A 17,635-nucleotide genomic window follows, 5' to 3' on the forward strand; every position below is an offset into this window, starting at 1 on the left:
CTCATTGCTTTATTTGTATGATGAAGTATGCACGTTGCAGCGCACTACGAATATCCGGGGCAAACGTTTAACAGCTTTTGATTGTTTAGATCAATCTGTAATTTTGATATAGATGTTTGAGGCACGTATTGCCGCTGTTGCCAGACGTTTGCGCAGAAACAGGAAAAATGTGCGGAATGACCGGCCGGCCGAGCCGGTCATTCCCAAGTTCGTTTTTACCCTGATTAATTAAGGCGCTTTAGTTGTCCGTCGTCGGCATACCAGTCGACCGTCACGCCGCTGGTATTGACCGTTACCGCGCGCGGTTCACTGAACTGATCGAACGATTCAATCCCGGTTTCGCGCCCTACCCCGCTGTTCTTGAAGCCGCCCCAAGGCGAGGCCGGGTCCAGCCGATGGTGATCGTTGATCCAGACCATCCCGAACACCAGCTTGCTCGCAACGCGATGCGCACGCGCCACGTCGAGCGTCCAGACCGATGCCGCGAGACCAAACTGCGTGTCGTTGGCAATGCGCAGCGCGTCGGCCTCGTCCTTGAAGGGCATGATCACGGTCACCGGGCCAAACACCTCGCCCTGACCGAGTTCCGATTTCGGATCGACATCGTAGAAGGCGGTGGGTTGCAGATAAAAACCTTCGCTCAGATGTTCGGGAATGCCACCGCCCGCAAGCAGTTTCGCGCCGTCTGCAACGCCGCGTTCCAGCATGCCGAGGATTCGATCGCGCGAGCGACCAGAAATTACCGGCCCCAATTGCGTGTTCAGGTCGGCGGGATTTCCTACGCGGATCGCCTCGACCTTCGCGCGGAATTTCTCCAGGAATTTTTCGTAGATGGTCTCCTGCACCAGAAGTCGCGCGCCGCACACGCAAGTCTGTCCCGCCCCGATAAACGCCGCGAACGCCGCGCCGTTCACCGCGCGATCGATGTCCATGTCGTCGAACAGAATCACTGCTCCTTTGCCGCCCAGTTCCAGTGTCGTCAGCGCGAAGGTCTGCGCAGCGGCTTCGCCGATCGAACGCCCTACTTCCGTGCCGCCCGTGAACACGACCTTGGCAATCAACGGATGACGCGCCAGCGCCGCGCCCGCTTCCTTGCCTTCTCCGTTGATCACGTTGACGACGCCATCAGGAACGCCGGCTTGCTGCAATAACGCCACGAGGCGAACCGTGGTGAGCGGCGTTTGTTCCGACGCCTTGATCACGACGCTGTTGCCGGTCGCGAGCGCGGGTGCGAGGCTCTTCGACAGGATCATCAGCGGATGATTGAACGATGTCATCAACGCGCAAACGCCGAGCGGCACGCGCTGCGTATAACAAAGATACGGCCCTTCAATAGGAATCACGTCGCTTCGCCGTGTGAGCGCAAGCGCGGCGAAGTATCGGTAGAACTGCGGCAAGCGCGAGATCTGCGCGCGCGTTTCCACGATCGGCCGGCCGTTGTTGAGCGTCTCCAGCTTGTAGAAGTTTTCGAGGTCGGCTTCGAACAGGTCGGCAAAACGGTTCAATATGCGCGCCCGTTGCTGGAACGGCATGTCGCGCCAAACGCCGCTTTCAAACGCGGTGTGTGCGCATTGCACCGCGCGGTCCACGTCTTCCGCCGATGCTTTCGATAACGCGCCAATCGCGGTCCCGTCGGCCGGATTGACGATGTCCATGGTCTCGCCCGAGGCGGCATCCACGAACCTTCCGTCTATGAACAACTGCGCGCTCAGGAACTGCTTGTTGACTGCATCCATCTTTCTTTCTCCGTTTACTTGAGCGGGGATACCCGCGTATCGGCGCCGACATCGAGACGCGCGGGCGCGTCAGCCGGCTGAATATCTTCCAGGCGCTGGCCGGTCGGTTCAACGCCGAGCCACGCCACCACCACGATCTGAATTGCCAGCAAGCCGATCATCAACGCGAGCACGCCGACTACGCCATAGCGTCCAAACAGCGCGACGACGATGAACGGCGTGACGATGGTCGCGCCCCGGCCAAGCGTGTTGCAAATCCCGGATGCACGCAGGCGCACTTCGGTTGGAAACAGCTCGGGCACGTAGATCGCGAACAGCAAGGCGACGAGCACGTAAATGGGGATCACGAGCAGCAGTCCGACGACCGGCAACATGACGGGGTTGCTCACGAACGGATAGATCGCGCCGAAGATGATCGCGAGAATCGAAGCGCCGATGATGGTCGGCTTGCGGCCCCATCTGTCAGCGGTCAATGCGCCAATGCCTGATCCAATCGGCGCGCCGATCGACATCACGAGCGCGTAGCCGAACGACTTCGCAATGCTGAAACCTTGATGCACGAAGAACGTGGGCAGCCATGTGACGAAGCCGTACAGCAACGTATTGATCACGACCAGCGTCACGCATCCGACGATCATCCGCGGCAACATCGCGCCGGTGAACAGCGAACCCAATGCACGCGACGGAGCGCTGGAAGGTTTGGGCGATGGCGCCGGCAACGTGCCGCCGTGCTCGGCCTTCACTTCGGTTTCGATCTTCGAAAGAATTGCTTCGGCATCCTGATGACGTCCGACCGACTCCAGCCAGCGCGGCGATTCGGGCAGCGACTTGCGCGCATACCACACGCCTATTGCACCAATTCCGCCGAGCACGAACATTGCGCGCCAGCCCATCGTGGGAATCAGGACGAGCCCGATCAATCCCGCCACCGGCAAGCCGGAAACGACGAATACGGCCATCAGTCCCTGCATTTTCCCGCGCGATGCCGGTGGCGCGAATTCGGTCAGCGTGGAATATCCGACGACGTTTTCCGCGCCGAGCCCGAGACCCATCACGAATCGAAACGCGATCAGCACCAGCATGTTCGGCGCGAGCGCCGCGCCCAGCGATGCAATGCCGAAGACCATCAGGTTGGTCTGATAGGTGAAGCGGCGTCCAAAACGATCGCCGAGAAAACCTGTTGCCAGCGAGCCGATCATCATGCCGAGGAATGTCAGCGACACGAACAGCGCGTTCTGGCCGAGCGTCGAGAAGCCGCTTTGCAGCGTGGCGCCGAGCACGGTCGAGGCGACGTAGATATCGAAGCCATCGAAGAACATGCCGATCCCGATCAGCCACATGATGCGCTTGTGAAAGCCCGATACCGGCAGCCGGTCCAGGCGCGCGCCTGCATTCACATTCATTTTCGTCTCCTGCAAACCTTCGCGGGTTTGTCGTCGTGCATGACCGGTTACTTCGATGCCATCAGCCGCAACGCGGAAACAGTCAGCGTTTCTGTCGCGCAGCGGAAGTTGTGTTCGAGCGAGCTTTCCTCGGCGTTCTGGAAGAAGGACTTGCATTGACGCGCGCCGGCGTTGTCGAGTGCGAGGATTCGATCGGCGAGTGCATCGGTTTCCGTTTGCAACGTGTCGGGAGCACAGACGCGCGTGACGAGACCAGCGTTCAACGCGGCGTCCGGCGTGATTGCATCGCCGAAAAGAACCATTGGGAACACCTGCTTGGGCAACGCGTAGCGGCCGAGATAAGCCATGATCGCGGCAGGCGGCAGGCCCTTGCGCATCTCGGGGAAAGCGAGCTTCGCGTGGCTTGCCACGAGTGTGAAATCGCAAAGGATCGCGAGGCCAAAACCAAAGCCGAACGCATCGCCCTGCACTTCGGCAATGGAGATCATCGGCGATGCCCGCAGCAAGCGCTTCAGTTCTATCAGCCGCGCGACTTCACAGTGAATGGACACCGCGTCGGTTCCGGCGCGCTCGCGGCCGGTGCAAAACACATCGCCACGCGCGCGGATGCGCAGCACGCGCGCCGTGGGCACGGTCGCTTCACTGCGCAACGCGGCGATCATGGAGTCGAACATGGGCGCGGTGATTTCGTTTCCTGCAGCAGCATTGTTGAGCGTGAAGGTCAAAACTTCGCCCGATCTGTCGATCACGACCGGGTCCGGCAAACGCGCGTGGTCCAAGCAGCCTCCTGTTGTATAATTGTCTGTATAAGCTGTATACAGCGTATTCACTGGACAACGGAAAGTCAATGGCCCCAGCAACGAAACCCGCTGAAACGGAAAATCCCGCCGCTTCGCCCGAACTGGCGCTCGAGGTGATTGGCCGCAAATATCACTCGAAGATGCGCACTATCGAAACTTCCAGCGACTCGCTCAGCGACGGCGTGGTGGTGCCGGCGCTGCGCGAAGCGATCGTGGAAGGCGTGCTGGCGCCGGGAAGCCGGCTCTCGGAAGTGCAGGTCGCGAAGCAATTGAACGTCAGCCGAACGCCCATGCGCGAGGCGTTTGCGCAGCTCGAACGGGAAGGTCTGGTGACGGTCGTCGCCCGCGTCGGGGCGTTCGTGCGTTCGGTGACGTTGCGGGATGTGGCGGAGATTTACACGGTACGCACGGCGCTCGAGTGCCTCGCCGTGCAGCTTTGCGCGGAAAACATCACGACGCTCGGGCGCGCGCAGATGGAAGACGTGATCGGCGAGATGCGCGCGAACGTCGCCGCCAATGACCCTGCGGCCTATGTCGATGCGCTCGACCGTTTTTATTCGATCGTGATGACGCTCGCCGATAACCGCACGCTTCAGGCAACGCACGCAAGCCTGATGGGCCCGGTACGCCGCTTGCGTCGCATTGCGATGGCGCGCGGCGGACGCATGCGTGCATCGTTTGAACAAGCCGTGAAGATCAAGGACGCGATTGCCTCCGGCGACGCACGTGTGCAAGACCTGATGCGCGAACAATTGCGCGGCGCGTGCGAAGCGGCAACCGCGGTATTGGACGACACTGATGGCTAGGAGTTGCTTTTAACGCTGACAGGAAACCACATGGATTCAGTCGCTGCTGCAGTGCCGGACATGAACGATTTGCTCCATTCAATCTGGGAATCCCTGCGTGCGGGCGCCGGTGCGGGCAAATCGCCATTCAGCGTCTTGCAGGCCGCGACGGTTGGTGTCGATGGAAATCCACAAGTGCGGACCATCGTCTTGCGGGAGGTGAACGAAAGCCTCGCGCGCCTTTCGTTTCATACCGATATCCGTTCCAGGAAAGTGCGTGAATTACGCGAGCGCCCGGCTATATCGATGCACGGTTACGACGCGGACCGGCTCGTACAACTTCGCCTTGAAGGCATTGCTTCCTTTGTGGCGGACGAAGAAGAAAAGCTTGCTGTCTGGAAGTCGAGCCGGCCGCGCACGTTGATTCTGTATCGCTCGCCGATAACATCGGGAAGCGTTATCGACAACCCCGCGCAAGCCGCGCCAACGGATGACGCGGACCCCATGTCCGGCTATGAGAACTTCTGCCTCGTGCATGTTTCGGTGCGTCGCATCGACTATCTGGATTTATCGAACGAGCCGCACCATAGAGCGCAATTTCATCTGCGCGGTGAAGGCGATTTCGAAGGTCACTGGGTCGCGCCTTGAGCCACTTAACTCGCTGCAGGCACCGGCGCACTCGCCGCGATCAATCCGTCCTGCCTGAGCAGCGCCCACAGATCGGCGGGAATCGGCGCTTGCATCAGCGCGATATTTTCGCTGATCCGCTCAGGCCGGCTCGCGCCCGGAATGATTCCGGCGACGGCCGGATGCGCCAGCGAAAACTGCAGTGCAACCGACTTGATATCCACGTTGAAGCGTTCGCAAATCCGCTTGATATGTTGCACGCGTTCGATCATCGCGGCCGGCGCCTTTTGATACTCAAAATGTTCGCCGCCAGCTAGCAGTCCCGAGTTATACGGACCACCCACCACAATGCCGAGGCCGCGCGCTTCGCATGCCGGCATCAGTTTGGATAACGCCGCTTCGTGGTCCAGCAATGTGTATCGGCCAGCAATAAGAAAGCCGTCCGGATCGGCGCGTTCCATCGCAAGCTCGCACGGCTCGACACGATTCACGCCCAAACCCCAAGCCTTGATCACGCCTTCATCGCGCAGGCGAGTCAGCGCTTTGGCTGCGCCTTTCATGGCGGTATTGAAGACGGATGTCCAGTTGTCGCCGTGAAAGTCCTGCGCGGGATCGTGGATCCATACATAGTCCAGGCGATCCGTTTTCAGACGATGCAAACTGTCTTCGATAGAACGCAGCGTGCCGTCCTCGCTGTAGTCGTAGACAATCTTGTTCGGCAAACCGTGCTCGAACAAACCGCCTTTTTCTCCGAGGTCGCGCTCGTTCGGCGTTTCGATTTCATCGAGGATCAGCCGGCCGACTTTTGTTCCGAGCACGTACTCATCACGCGGATGAGACTTCAGCGCTTCGCCCAGACGAATCTCGGCGAGACCCGCGCCATAGAGCGGCGCGCCATCGAAATAACGAATGCCCGACTGCCATGCAGCCTCGACCGTGTCCAGCGCTTCCTGTTCCGGAATCTCGCGGAACATGTTGCCAAGTGGCGCAGTGCCGAAGCCAATACGATTTGGAATGGTGATGCGCATGATGCGGCTCCTTATAGCCCGATGGTTGGAAACATCGATTCGAAGCTCACCAGTGTCCGTGCTTTGCTGTTTTTCGGAAACCCCGCGAAGGGCAGAACACTCTTGAGCGTGAGTCAAGAATCGCCCTTCGCGGTTGAGTTGCTGACCCGCTGCTCACTCGCAACCGACGTGCTATCGGCCCTTCAGGCGACGCGGTTTCCTTCCAGATAAGTTGCGCGCGGAATCGGCAAACGGCCCGACATTGCCACGCGTACGAAGTCGGCTCTCAACCCGATCGCGATCGCGCCACGGTCCGTCAGGCCAGCCGCATTGGCCGGCGCCGACGATACCGTGCGCATGGCTTGCGGCAGGGACCAGCCGGCTTTATCGACGAGATCGAAGGTCGCGCTCAGCAAGCTCGACGGCACATAGTCCGAGGACAGAATGTCGAGCAACCCCGCCTTCGCCATCTCGAGCGCGGACACGTTGCCCGAGTGCGAGCCGCCGCGCACGATGTTCGGCGCGCCCATGATCGTTGCAATGCCGCGTTCGCGCGCCGCTTGCGCTGCGACGAGCGTGGTCGGGAATTCGGCGAGCGCGATGCCGTCTTGCGCCGCTTCGAGCACGTGATCTATGGATGTATCGTCGTGACTTGCAAGCGGCAGTCCGAGCGCCTTGCACCGAGCAACGATCTCCGTGCGATGAATCCGCGCGTAACGCTGCTGATCGTTCGTCAGTTCGTTGAGCATGGTGCTTGCGTGCTCGTCGGTCCACTTGCCATGACGCTCCTGGTATTTGCGCCATTGCACCGGGTCGTGCCATTGACGTTGCCCGGGCGTATGGTCCATCACCGAAACAAGGCGCAATAGCCGATGCGAAACGAGACTGTCGAAAACTTCGATCACGTCGGCGGCAGCGATTTCGCAGCGCAAATGCAGGAAGTGATCGACGCGCAGTAAACCCTGTCCGGCGAGGCGTTCGATCGAACGTGCGTTGTTGGTCTGCAGTTCCTTGCCGCGCACGCCTACGCCGCCACGCGAGCCGATGCCCAACGCGTCGAAGACCGTGGTGATGCCCGCGCTTGCAACTTGTGCGTCGTGCACCACGATGGCGGCATCGGAATTCCACAGCACGCCGGGACGCGGCGCGATATGTTTTTCGATGTTATCCGTATGCAATTCCACGAGGCCGGGCAAGAGATAGTCGCCGCCCCAGTCTTCGGCGTCGCTGGCTGAAGTCGTGCCGGGCGCCACCTCGGCAATGCATCCGTTGGCGATGCGCACGACGCCCGTGAACTCTTCGTCGCGAGTGACGATTCGCGCGTTCTTGATCAGCATGTCTGCAAGTTTTCCGTAGTCGTGGCCGCCAGCCCGGCGGGCGCATTGAGTTGAATCAGACGGGTCGCGACGCGTTCTCGCGTGTCCTCGTCGTGGAAAATTCCTACGATCGCCGCGCCCTGCTCGCGCGCTTCGACTATGAGATCGGCGACCACTTGCCGGTTCTCCGCGTCGAGCGATGCGGTGGGTTCATCGAGCAGCAACAGCGGCTGTCCGGCAATCAGCCCGCGCGCGATGTTGATGCGCTGTTGCTCGCCGCCTGAAAACGTGGCCGGCGCGAGCGTCCATAAACGGCGCGCCACGTTCAGGCGTTCAAGCAGGACGCCAGCCCGCTCGCGCGCTTCGTCTTCATTCATGCCGCGAGATATGAGCGGCTCGCTGACAAGATCGATGGATGAAACCCGTGGAATTGCGCGTAAAAACTGGCTGACGTAGCCCATGGTCGTGCGGCGCAAGCGGATCACATCGTGCGGTTCAGCGTCCGACAACGACAGATATTTTGACGCGCGGCTTTCATCGCGAATCGTGACCGTGCCGCGTGTCAGCAGATAGTTGCCGTACATGCAGCGCAGCAAGGTGCTCTTGCCGACACCGGATGGTCCTGACAACACCACGCATTCGCCGCGTTCCACATCGAGCGAAACGCCGCCTAACGCTGCAATGCTCACGCCGCCTTGCTGATGCAACGTGAAGGTTTTTTCGACTCCGCGTGCGCGCAGCATCAACGTTTTGCGTTCGGCAAAAGCGACGTCATCGGCGAGTTCTTTGAAGCTATTGGCATTCATTCTAGACTCTCAAACGGGCAGCACGGACGCAACCAGCGTCTGCGTATAAGGATGTTGAGGATCGTCCAGCACCTGGTCGGTCAGCCCGCTTTCCACCACGCGGCCGTCCTTCATCACCATCAACCGGTGCGCGAGCAAACGCGCCACGCCAATGTCGTGCGTCACGATCAACGCCGCGAGATGAAGTTTCCCCGTCAACGTGCGAAGCAGATCCAGCAATCTTGCCTGCACCGATACATCCAGCCCGGCCGTGGGTTCATCCATGAAAACGAGGCGCGGTTTCGTCACCAGGTTGCGCGCAATTTGCAGCCGCTGCTGCATGCCGCCTGAAAACGCGGACGGCAATTCGTCGATGCGCGCGGCGTCCAGTTCAACCTGGCTCATCCAGCTCGACGCCGTTTCGCGAAGCTTGCCGTAATGACGCGCGCCGTTCGCCATCAAAGGCTCGCCGATGTTCGCTCCCGCCGATACCCCATGCCGCAAACCATCGCGCGCATTCTGATGCACGAAACCCCAGTCGGTTCGAGCAAGCATGCGGCGGCGCGGCATGGGAAGCGTAAGCAGGTCGAGCACGTCATGTTCCGCCGTGCGATACGTCAACGTGCCAATGTCCAACGGCGTGCGCAATGCAAGCGCGTTGAGCAAGGTCGACTTTCCCGAGCCCGATTCGCCGACAATGCACAACACTTCGCCCGGATAAATATCGATGTCCACATCCGCGCAACCGCCGCGTCCGTTGTACTGTTTAGTGAGTCCGCGCGCGCTGAGCAGCGGAGCGAGCGATGAATGACTCATGCATCCTCCTGTTCTTTCCCGGCGCGATGTTCCTGACAATAGTCGCTGTCGGAACATACGAACATGCGTTTGCCTTCGTCGTCCACGATCATTTCGTCCAGGAAACTTTCGCGCGATCCACACAGCGCGCATTCGTGTTCCCAGTGCTGGATGCTGAACGGATGATCCTCGAAATCAAGGCTCTTGACCTTCGTATAAGGCGGGATGGCATAGATGCGGCGTTCGCGGCCCGCACCGAATAGTTGCAGCGCGGGATTCATGTGCATCTTCGGGTTATCGAACTTCGGGATTGGCGAGGGCGACGACAAATAACGGTCGTTCACGAGCACGGGGTAATCGTAGGTCGTCGCAATGCTGCCGTGCCGCACAATGTCCTCGTAGTACTTCACGTTGATCAGGCCATAGTCGGCAAGCGAATGAAGCTTTCGGCACTCGGTCACGCGCGGTTCGAGCCGGTAGAGCGGTTCGGGCATGGGCACCTGGTACACCATGATCTGCTTGTCCGTTAGCGGCGTTTCCGGAATCCGGTGACGCGTCTGAATGATCGATGCATCCACGGTCCGCGTAGTGGTTGCAATGCCGGCCGTGCGCGCGAAAAAACGCCGGATGTTGACGGCGTTGGTGGTTTCATCGGAACCCTGGTCGATCACCTTCAGCGTGTCGTCGCGCCCGATGATCGCGGACGTTACCTGCAATCCGCCGGTTCCCCAGCCATAAGGCAAGGGCATTTCGCGCGATGCGAACGGGACCTGATGCCCCGGGATTGCAACGGCCTTCAGCAACGCGCGACGGATCATGCGCTTGGTCTGTTCGTCGAGGTAAGCGAAGTTATAGCCTTCCGCAATGACGCTTTCCTGCGTTCGCGCGTTCATGCTGCGTTCTCCTGCTGTTCTTTTTCCAGACCTGCGCGCAGCCGCCGCAACAGCTCGAGCTCCGACTGGAAGTCCACATAATGCGGCAATTTCAGGTGCTGAACGAAGCCCGATGCTTCCACGTTGTCGCTATGTGAAAGCACGAATTCGGCGTCTTGAGTCGGCGATGCAACCGTCTCGCCCAAATCCGGCGCACGCAATGACCGGTCGACGAGCGCCATCGCCATCGCCTTGCGCTCCGAGTGTCCGAACGCGAGTCCGTAGCCTTGCGTAAACGTTGGCGGCACGTCGCCGCTGCCGGCGAACTGGTTGATCATCTGGCACTCGGTGATCTCCATATCGCCGATCTCGATAGAAAATCCCAGCTCTTCGATTTCCATTTCAACCGCGACTTCGCCATTGCGAATCTCGCCCGCGAACGGATGCGTGTGCGAATAACCGCGCTGCGTTGCATAGCCGATCGCAAGCAGGAAACCTTCATCGGCACGTGCAAGGTTCTGAAGACGAACCGTACGGTCCACGGGGAACGTGAGTGGTTCACGCGTGATGTCGCCGGGTTCGGATGCATCCGCGTGCACCCTCTCCTGTTCGATCAGGCCTTCCTTGTCGAGCATGGCGAGTACGCGCGGCATGGCGTCGTGCCTAGCCGATGGCGGCGCGATCTTCTCGCCTGAATCCGACCCAACGCCTTCCGCAAGCAGCTTGAAATTCAGCAGACGCTGCGTGTAATCGTAGGTTCCTCCAAGCATCTGGCCGCCGGGAATGTCCTTGAACGCCGCCGAGATTCTTCGCTCGACGCACATCTTTTCGGTATCGACAGGAAGCGTATAACCGAAACGCGGCAAGGTAGTGCGATAAGCCCGCAACAAGAAAATCGCCTCGACCAGATCGCCTGCCGCCTGCTTGATCGCGAGCGCCGCGAGTTCTTCGTCGTAGACAGAACCTTCGGTCATCACGCGCGCCACGGCGAGTCTCAGTTGCTCGCGAATCTGGCTGACGCCGAGTTCCGGCAACGCCTGATCGCCGCGGCGTTTTTCCGCGAGCAGATCCCATGAACGTTCAATCGCGCGTTCGCCGCCCTTGACTGCAACGTACATCAGGCCACCTCCACGTGCGTTGTTCGAGGCAGTCCGATCACCGAACCGCCATGCACGAAATAACAATCGACGCCACACGGAAATTCACTCGCAAGCTGGGCGCGCTCGCGCCAAAACGAGTCGGGCACGCCTTCCACGCATACGGTTTGCGCATCGCGGATTCCGGGGCCGCGCCATGTCGCTGGAGCGCCGCCTGTCAGCGAATCAACGCGGATGAACAGCATCGCGGCAGTTTCCGGCGTCTCGGGTTCGCCGAGCGAAAATTCATCGATCGACGGCATGGAACCAGCGTCGTCGAGGTAGGCAAACACGGCTTCCGAACAATCGGCCGTCACGGGCGCGCCGGTGTGAAAGCGCAGCGCGTCGCTCAATGATCGATGTGGATGCTGCAACAGCACGGGCGTGGAGTAGTCGGCGAGCGCGAGCAACGCGGCGTAAGCGGCGAGCGGCACGTGCGGCTCGTGCTCGCTGGCGAAAACAGGCACCACTGTGTCGATGGATACGATCTTGCCCGGCCGGGAAAGCGCATCCAGCAGCGAGCGGAATACGCCCTGCGAATCATGGATGGTATCGGTGAAACCAGGTGTGAGCGTGGCGAGGTCGATGCTGCCCGCGCCCGCCTCCCGCGCGCCTGCCGATGGATTATTCCGTTGCATCAGTCACCTCTCACCATCGTGAAGAATTCAACTTTCGTGGCCGCTGCACGCGTCTGCTTTTGTTCGCGGCTTTCCGCGATGCGTGCAGCCAGCGGCGCGATCAAGAGTTGCTGCATGCGCGCTTCGAACGCCGGCATTTGCAGCAGCGCGTCCGCAAGCGCGGCAAGCGTGGCGCGCTCCTTGTCGCGCCCCATGTGAACCGCCATGCCGACCGTCGCGCGTCCTTCGGCCGACCGGACGCGCAGCGTGGCGCGCGTCACGGTCACTTCGCCGAGATTGAACGCGTCGCCAGTTCCGCCTACGCGTCCACGCACCATCGCGAGACCGATATCCGGCGCACGCAGCCAGTCGAATTCAGGCGGATCCGTTGCGCCGAGCGCCGCATTCATTGCTTCCTTCATTGACTCGTGCGGGGTGCGCGCCAGGATCGCCAGCCACTCGCGCCGGGTCGCTGGTTGCGCCAACTCGGACGGCCGCGCGGAAATGTTCATCGTCAACCTCGTGATTTTGGTGATGCCTGAAAAAACCCGAATCCAGCCCCTACACTACTAGACTAATCATCTGGTCGTCTAGACGTTTACAGATGTAGATATAAAATAGTTGAATGTGCCCCGCTTTCACATTTTCATCATCGGGCTCGCACTACAATGCCAATGACGATATTCAAACCGACAGGAATGACACCACCATGACATCCAACGAAACGGGGACACCGGGGCTTGCAGTCGAGCGCGGCGCGGGCGTTGCCGTGTGGCGCCAGATCGAACAGATCCTTTCGGCGGAAATTACAGCAAAAAGTTTTGGCGAAGAGGGTCGCCTGCCGAGCGAAGCAGAACTCGCACGGCGTTTCGACGTCAACCGCCATACCGTGCGCCGCGCCATGCTGCGTCTCGCCGCCACGGGACTCGTCAGCGTAGAGCAAGGGCGTGGCACGTTCGTGCAGCCTGGCGCGATCGATTATCAGATCGGCCGCCGCACCCGTTTCACCGAAAATCTGCGCCGCCACAATCAACCATCGGCGGGCGTGGTGTTGTCGAGCGACAAGGTCAAAGCGGATCCGGTTACGGCCAAGGCGCTTGGCATCCGCGCCGGCACGCTTGTCTACGAGATCGAGACGCGCCATGACTCCGACGACGTGCCGCTGACCTATGCGCGCAGCTGGTATCCGGCAATGCGATTCGCGGATCTTCCCGCGGTGCTGGCAGGCAAGCCAGGCGTGAGCGCGGCGCTGGCCGAATTCGGCGTGACGGATTACACGCGCAAATGGAGCCGTATCGGGTGCGTCTTGCCGAGCTCGGAGGTCGCACGCCGTTTGCAGATCAACCGGCAGCAGCCGGTCATGTGGGTTGAAAGCGTCGACGTGGACGAAGCCGGCGTGCCCATCAAATACGGCATCACGCATTTCGCGGCGGACCGCGTGCAATTGCTGGTGGAGGATGGCGTATGAACGCGTGGACGCCCGACGCACGCGTCGCGCTTTATTACGCGCCGCCCGCCGTTTCTGCCTGGTGGAATGCAGGCAGCGAATGGCTCGGCCGCAATGCCGAAACGGGCGAATTCCTGGAACCGCCTGCTGTTCCTGCATTGGGACAGACGGTTGCCTCGCTGACCGTCGCACCGCGCCGATACGGCTGGCATGGCACGCTCGTGCCGCCGTTTCATATCGCTGAGGGTCATGCGCTGCAGGATGTCTTCGCGGCCGCAAAGGAATGGGCGAAACAAATCACGCCTTTCGATGCCCTTCTGCAAGCTGCGGATCTCGGCCGTTTCGTCGCGCTCAAAGCGGCGCATGCTGATCACGACAACGCCATTCGCGATATCGCGGCGAGCGCGTTGCATGCGCTTGCTGCACTGCGCGCACGGCCATCGTCCGAAGATAATGAAAAGCGGCTCGCGTCCCATCTCAATCCCCGGCAACGCGCGTTGCTGCACGAATGGGGCTATCCCTATGTGCTCGATGAATTCCGTTTCCATATGACACTTTCCGATTCCATCGATTCGGAAACGCAACGCGCGGTGATCAGGACGCTCTGGCAAACGCGCATCCAATCACTTGGACCGCTTCCGTTTCATGGTGCAGCGCTCTTCGTCCAGCCGCATCGAGACGCGCCCTTCTCCGTATGGAAACGTCTGCCTTTCGGCGACGCAGGAGAACGCGCATGAACGCCGGTCAAGGCAGACTGATTTATGTAATGGGACCATCTGGCGCCGGCAAGGATTCGCTGCTTGGCTTCGTGCGCGAGCGCATTGGATCGCAGGTGATGTTCGCGCATCGATACATCACGCGGCCCGTTTCGGAAGGCGAGAATCACGTCGCGCTAACACACGATGAATTCGCCGCACGCCTCGCAAGCGGCGTGTTTTCGATGCATTGGGAAAGCCTCGGATTGCACTATGGAATCGGCGTGGAAATCGATGCCTGGCTCGCGCGCGGCTTACATGTCGTCGTGAACGGATCGCGTCAGCACGCGCCTGCTGCGCTCGCGCGTTATCCGCACACGCAGTTCGTCCACATCCATGCAAACCCGACGGTCCTCGCCGCGCGTCTTGAACGGCGAGGCCGCGAAGATTCGAGGCAGATGGAAGCACGTCTCGCGCGACAGCCGGCGCTCGTGTTGCCGGAAGAGGCACGCGTGACGAACATCGATAACTCGGGTTTGCTCGCCGATGCCGGTCAGCAGTTGCTGGCAGCAATCAATCAGCCGCTGAAACTCGCTTCGTAAAAAGGAATTGGCCGGCACGCACTTCGTACCGGCCAATACTTGCTCAAACGTTTCAGATCACACGCTCTCGCAGCCAGGCCGACCCAAGATCGATCAGACTCACGATCACGATCACCATCAACAACACCGCCGCGGTCTGCGCATAGTTGAATGAGCGAATGGCTTCATACAGCACCACGCCAATGCCGCCTGCGCCGACCATGCCAACGACCATTGCCGAGCGCACGTTGGATTCGAAGCGGTATAACGCAAACGATATCCATAGCGGCATGACCTGCGGCAGCACGCCATACAGCACTTCGTCGAGACTGCTTGCGCCGGTGGCGCGCACGCCTTCCGCAGGACGTGCATCGATAGCCTCGACAGCTTCGGCAAAAAGCTTCGCGAGCACGCCCGTGGTATGCACCCAGAGCGCGAGCACGCCGGCGAACGGCCCGAGCCCGACCGCGACGATGAACAACATGGCGAAGACCATTTCGTTGATCGCGCGGCAGGCGTCCATCACGCGCCGCACCGGCTGGGCGACCCACACCGGCGCAATGTTATAAGCCGACAACAACCCGCACGGCACCGCGAAAACCAGCGACAACGCCGTGCCCCACACCGCCACTGCAAGCGTCACGATCATCTCGTGAACATAGGTGCGCCAGTCGTGAAAATCCGGCGGGAAAAAGTCGCGGCCGAACTGCACCATGTTGCCCGGATCGGCGAAGAGATCGAGCGGACGCATGTCGGCGCTACGCCACGACAGCCCGAGAATCGCCACGAACGCGATCCAACCGAACATGGATAACCAGCTGCGCTTGGGTACGTTCAGCTCGGGCTTGATGGCGTGCGGGCGAGCCGCGGCGCCGTCGAAGGAATAAGCGTCGACGGGATGCTTCACTTCGCGGCCACCGTATCGAGCTGCGCCAGCTTCTGGTCGAGCGCGGCAATCTGCGCTTTCTTGTCTTCATCGGAGAGATGCGCGTCGTTCCGGATTTGTTCCTTCTTCTGGAACAAGGCCATTTGACGGATCGGGATCAGTTGCGCGTCGGTTGAATCGGTAAAACCCGACAAGCCGGTGATGCCTTCCATGATCGCCTTCTCGCGCGGATCGGTCTGCGCGTAGTGGTCGAAGAAATTGCGCAGCTTGTCCTTTGTGGCCTGCGGCAAGTCGCGGCGCCATACGATCGGATCCGACGGAATCAGCGGCGATTTCCACAGGATGCGCACGCGCTGAAGCAACTCCGGGTGCTGTTGGCGCAAGGTCTCGACCATGTCGGTATTGTTCGTCGCGATGTCCACGCGATTGTTCACCACAGCCAGCATGTTCGCTTCATGGCTCGATGGCAGCACGCTCTTGAAGTCGTTGCGTACCGAGATGCCGTTCTTCGCGAACAGGTAATACGAAGGCACGAGCGTGCCCGAAGTCGAATTCGGATCGCCGAAACCCAGGTTGATATCGTGCGTATTTTTCAGAACCTGATCGACGGTCTTCCACTTGCTGTTCACGCTGGTGATCAAGAGCGAGTAGTACCCGGCCTCGCCGCTCTTGTACTTCACTTTTGCGAACACTTCCCCGTTGCCGCGGTCCACGGCTTCAATAGCCGATGCATTGCCGAAGTAACCAATCTGCACTTTATTGAACCGCATGCCTTCGATAATTCCGGCGTAGTCCGTCGCGAAGAACGGCTTGACCTCGAGGCCGGTCTGCTTGTTGAGGTCGTCGATCAACGGCTGCCAGCGCTGCTTGAGCGCAGCGGAATTATCGGTGGAAATGATGCCGAAGTTGATCGTTTCAGCAAGCACTGCCTGCGAGACGAGGCAGGCGGCGAACGCCGCGCCGGCCAGAAGGAATCGGGCTGATTTCATCGAATGGGTCCAGGGTTGGAAAGAAACAAACAAAAGTGATTCGCTCACGAGCTCGCGGCCGACGCGAACGCTGCAGATCGGGCCGATGCGCCTTCCGGACGCGCCGCTGCGCGTTCCGTTTGACGAACCGGATCGCGCTGGGCGGCGGCGGTGTCGGTGTCGACGTCGGTATCGGTGTTCGGATCGGTCAGCAGTTCTTCGGCCGCCGCGCCGTACAACTCGCGCAACAAAGCCGGCGTCAGGCTCGCGGAAGGGCCGTCGTACACCACGCAGCCGTTGCGCAGCGCGACCGTTCTGGCGCAGTACTTCATTGCTATGTCGATCTGATGAAGCGACACGACAACCGTCAGGCCGTGATCCTCATTCAGCGACTGGAGCAGCTCCATCACGCGACGCGAGGACTCGGGATCGAGCGATGCAATGGGTTCATCGGCGAGGACGATACGCGCCCGCTGGACCAGTGCGCGCGCAAGTGCGGCGCGTTGCTGCTGCCCGCCCGAGAGCGTGCTGGCGCGCTCGTTGATGTGATCGCCAATGCCCATGGCGGAGAGCGACGCCATGGCGAGTTCCTGCTCGGCGCGCGGAAAACGGCCGATCAGGCGCCGCCACAAGGGCACGCGCGACAACGCACCGATCAGCACATTCGTGCGTACCGTCAGGCGGCCGACGAGATTGAATTGCTGGAACACGAAAGCGACATCGCGACGAATCCTGCGGACCTCGCGCGCCACTTTGCCGTTCTCTTGAATGGGCCGGCCGAGCAGCGTTACATGCGACGGCGCCGGATCGGATGCGGTAAATCCCGCAATGTGGCGCAGCAACGTGGACTTGCCTGAACCTGATGCGCCGATCAGCGCAACCATTTCGCCCTCACCCACTTTCAGGTCGATGGAGTCGAGCGCCTTGCGGCCATTGTTGAACGTCTTGCTCAGTCGTTCGATGCGGATTGCATCCATGATGTCCTCACTATGACGCCTGGAAATTGCAGATTTGCAGCGTCGTACGGATTCTAGGAATGCAACATGACGACGCGGTGACGCCAGTAAGTCGTCTAGATGAATACACAACTGGATGCAGGCAACCGACCGGTGGAACAACGCGATTTCAACAGCCGTTTAAAAACTTGGAATGAAAATAGGAAGGCACATCCGCTCACGA

19 protein-coding genes are annotated in these 17,635 nt (G+C 60.4%); 5 read left to right on the forward strand and 14 right to left on the reverse strand.

Going from position 1 to position 17,635, the window contains the following annotated elements; genetic code table 11:
- Positions 1-224 precede the first annotated feature (224 nt).
- Genes ASG35_RS27770 through ASG35_RS27780 form a run of 3 tightly spaced genes read right to left on the reverse strand, consistent with a single transcriptional unit; the run spans position 225 to position 3,918 of the window.
- Positions 225-1,736 carry an aldehyde dehydrogenase gene (locus ASG35_RS27770; RefSeq protein ID WP_056365311.1) on the reverse strand — a complete coding sequence of 504 codons (1,512 nt, stop codon included), beginning with the start codon at positions 1,734-1,736 and terminating at the stop codon, positions 225-227.
- A 14-nt stretch (positions 1,737-1,750) separates the two neighbouring features.
- Positions 1,751-3,139 (reverse strand): MFS transporter, encoded by a 1,389-nt coding sequence (locus ASG35_RS27775; RefSeq protein WP_056365316.1) that lies wholly within the window; start codon positions 3,137-3,139, stop codon positions 1,751-1,753.
- 47 nt (positions 3,140-3,186) lie between these two features.
- Positions 3,187-3,918 (reverse strand): enoyl-CoA hydratase/isomerase family protein, encoded by a 732-nt coding sequence (locus tag ASG35_RS27780; RefSeq protein WP_056365318.1) that lies wholly within the window; start codon positions 3,916-3,918, stop codon positions 3,187-3,189.
- Positions 3,919-3,986: 68 nt separating this feature from the next.
- Here ASG35_RS27780 and ASG35_RS27785 point away from each other — a divergent pair, with 68 nt between their 5' ends.
- A complete protein-coding gene (locus tag ASG35_RS27785) occupies positions 3,987-4,745 on the forward strand; it encodes a GntR family transcriptional regulator (RefSeq protein WP_056365321.1) in 759 nt (252 codons plus the stop codon).
- Between the two features lie 30 nt (positions 4,746-4,775).
- Positions 4,776-5,372, forward strand: a complete 597-nt coding sequence (locus ASG35_RS27790; protein ID WP_235527744.1) for a pyridoxamine 5'-phosphate oxidase family protein — start codon at positions 4,776-4,778, stop codon at positions 5,370-5,372.
- Positions 5,373-5,377: 5 nt separating this feature from the next.
- Here ASG35_RS27790 and ASG35_RS27795 read toward each other — a convergent pair whose 3' ends face one another.
- The 8 genes from ASG35_RS27795 to phnG all read right to left on the reverse strand — a co-directional run bounded on the left by ASG35_RS27795 (position 5,378) and on the right by phnG (position 12,391).
- Entirely contained in the window at positions 5,378-6,379 is a 1,002-nt protein-coding gene (locus tag ASG35_RS27795) for an aldo/keto reductase (protein WP_056365324.1), read from the reverse strand.
- Positions 6,380-6,561: 182 nt separating this feature from the next.
- Positions 6,562-7,695 carry an alpha-D-ribose 1-methylphosphonate 5-triphosphate diphosphatase gene (locus ASG35_RS27800; protein ID WP_056365327.1) on the reverse strand — a complete coding sequence of 378 codons (1,134 nt, stop codon included), beginning with the start codon at positions 7,693-7,695 and terminating at the stop codon, positions 6,562-6,564.
- Entirely contained in the window at positions 7,689-8,480 is a 792-nt protein-coding gene (gene phnL, locus ASG35_RS27805) for a phosphonate C-P lyase system protein PhnL (RefSeq protein ID WP_056365330.1), read from the reverse strand. Before phnL ends, ASG35_RS27800 begins: the two co-directional genes overlap by 7 nt.
- A 9-nt stretch (positions 8,481-8,489) precedes the next feature.
- A complete protein-coding gene (gene phnK, locus ASG35_RS27810) occupies positions 8,490-9,275 on the reverse strand; it encodes a phosphonate C-P lyase system protein PhnK (RefSeq protein WP_056365334.1) in 786 nt (261 codons plus the stop codon).
- On the reverse strand, positions 9,272-10,147 hold the full coding sequence (locus ASG35_RS27815) for an alpha-D-ribose 1-methylphosphonate 5-phosphate C-P-lyase PhnJ (protein ID WP_056365336.1): 876 nt from the start codon (positions 10,145-10,147) through the stop codon (positions 9,272-9,274). Before ASG35_RS27815 ends, phnK begins: the two co-directional genes overlap by 4 nt.
- Positions 10,144-11,244, reverse strand: a complete 1,101-nt coding sequence (locus ASG35_RS27820) for a carbon-phosphorus lyase complex subunit PhnI (RefSeq protein ID WP_056365337.1) — start codon at positions 11,242-11,244, stop codon at positions 10,144-10,146. The genes ASG35_RS27815 and ASG35_RS27820 overlap by 4 nt, the downstream gene beginning before the upstream one ends.
- On the reverse strand, positions 11,244-11,900 hold the full coding sequence (gene phnH / locus ASG35_RS27825) for a phosphonate C-P lyase system protein PhnH (RefSeq protein WP_056365342.1): 657 nt from the start codon (positions 11,898-11,900) through the stop codon (positions 11,244-11,246). Before phnH ends, ASG35_RS27820 begins: the two co-directional genes overlap by 1 nt.
- On the reverse strand, positions 11,900-12,391 hold the full coding sequence (gene phnG, locus ASG35_RS27830) for a phosphonate C-P lyase system protein PhnG (protein WP_056365344.1): 492 nt from the start codon (positions 12,389-12,391) through the stop codon (positions 11,900-11,902). The genes phnH and phnG overlap by 1 nt, the downstream gene beginning before the upstream one ends.
- A 197-nt stretch (positions 12,392-12,588) precedes the next feature.
- Between phnG and phnF the strand changes: the two genes are divergently transcribed.
- From phnF to phnN, 3 genes are read left to right on the forward strand one after another with little or no spacing between them, the layout of a single operon-like run.
- On the forward strand, positions 12,589-13,347 hold the full coding sequence (gene phnF, locus ASG35_RS27835) for a phosphonate metabolism transcriptional regulator PhnF (protein ID WP_056365347.1): 759 nt from the start codon (positions 12,589-12,591) through the stop codon (positions 13,345-13,347).
- Complete coding sequence (locus tag ASG35_RS27840; protein WP_056365348.1) at positions 13,344-14,063, forward strand: DUF1045 domain-containing protein; 720 nt, start codon at positions 13,344-13,346, stop codon at positions 14,061-14,063. The genes phnF and ASG35_RS27840 overlap by 4 nt, the downstream gene beginning before the upstream one ends.
- Entirely contained in the window at positions 14,060-14,623 is a 564-nt protein-coding gene (gene phnN, locus ASG35_RS27845) for a phosphonate metabolism protein/1,5-bisphosphokinase (PRPP-forming) PhnN (RefSeq protein WP_056365352.1), read from the forward strand. Before ASG35_RS27840 ends, phnN begins: the two co-directional genes overlap by 4 nt.
- Before the next feature lie 52 nt (positions 14,624-14,675).
- On the opposite strand, the gene phnE is transcribed toward phnN, so the two are convergent.
- From phnE to phnC, 3 genes are all read right to left on the reverse strand, one after another.
- Complete coding sequence (gene phnE, locus ASG35_RS27850) at positions 14,676-15,410, reverse strand: phosphonate ABC transporter, permease protein PhnE (RefSeq protein ID WP_156393425.1); 735 nt, start codon at positions 15,408-15,410, stop codon at positions 14,676-14,678.
- 95 nt (positions 15,411-15,505) lie between these two features.
- The gene (gene phnD / locus ASG35_RS27855) at positions 15,506-16,477 is read right to left on the reverse strand and encodes a phosphonate ABC transporter substrate-binding protein (RefSeq protein ID WP_056365356.1); all 972 of its coding nucleotides are present in this window, start codon (positions 16,475-16,477) and stop codon (positions 15,506-15,508) included.
- A 44-nt stretch (positions 16,478-16,521) separates the two neighbouring features.
- Entirely contained in the window at positions 16,522-17,433 is a 912-nt protein-coding gene (gene phnC, locus ASG35_RS27860) for a phosphonate ABC transporter ATP-binding protein (protein WP_056365360.1), read from the reverse strand.
- Between the last annotated feature and the right edge of the window lie 202 nt (positions 17,434-17,635).

The organism is Burkholderia sp. Leaf177, from assembly GCF_001424345.1.
In the GTDB taxonomy this organism is placed as follows: Bacteria; Pseudomonadota; Gammaproteobacteria; order Burkholderiales; family Burkholderiaceae; genus Caballeronia.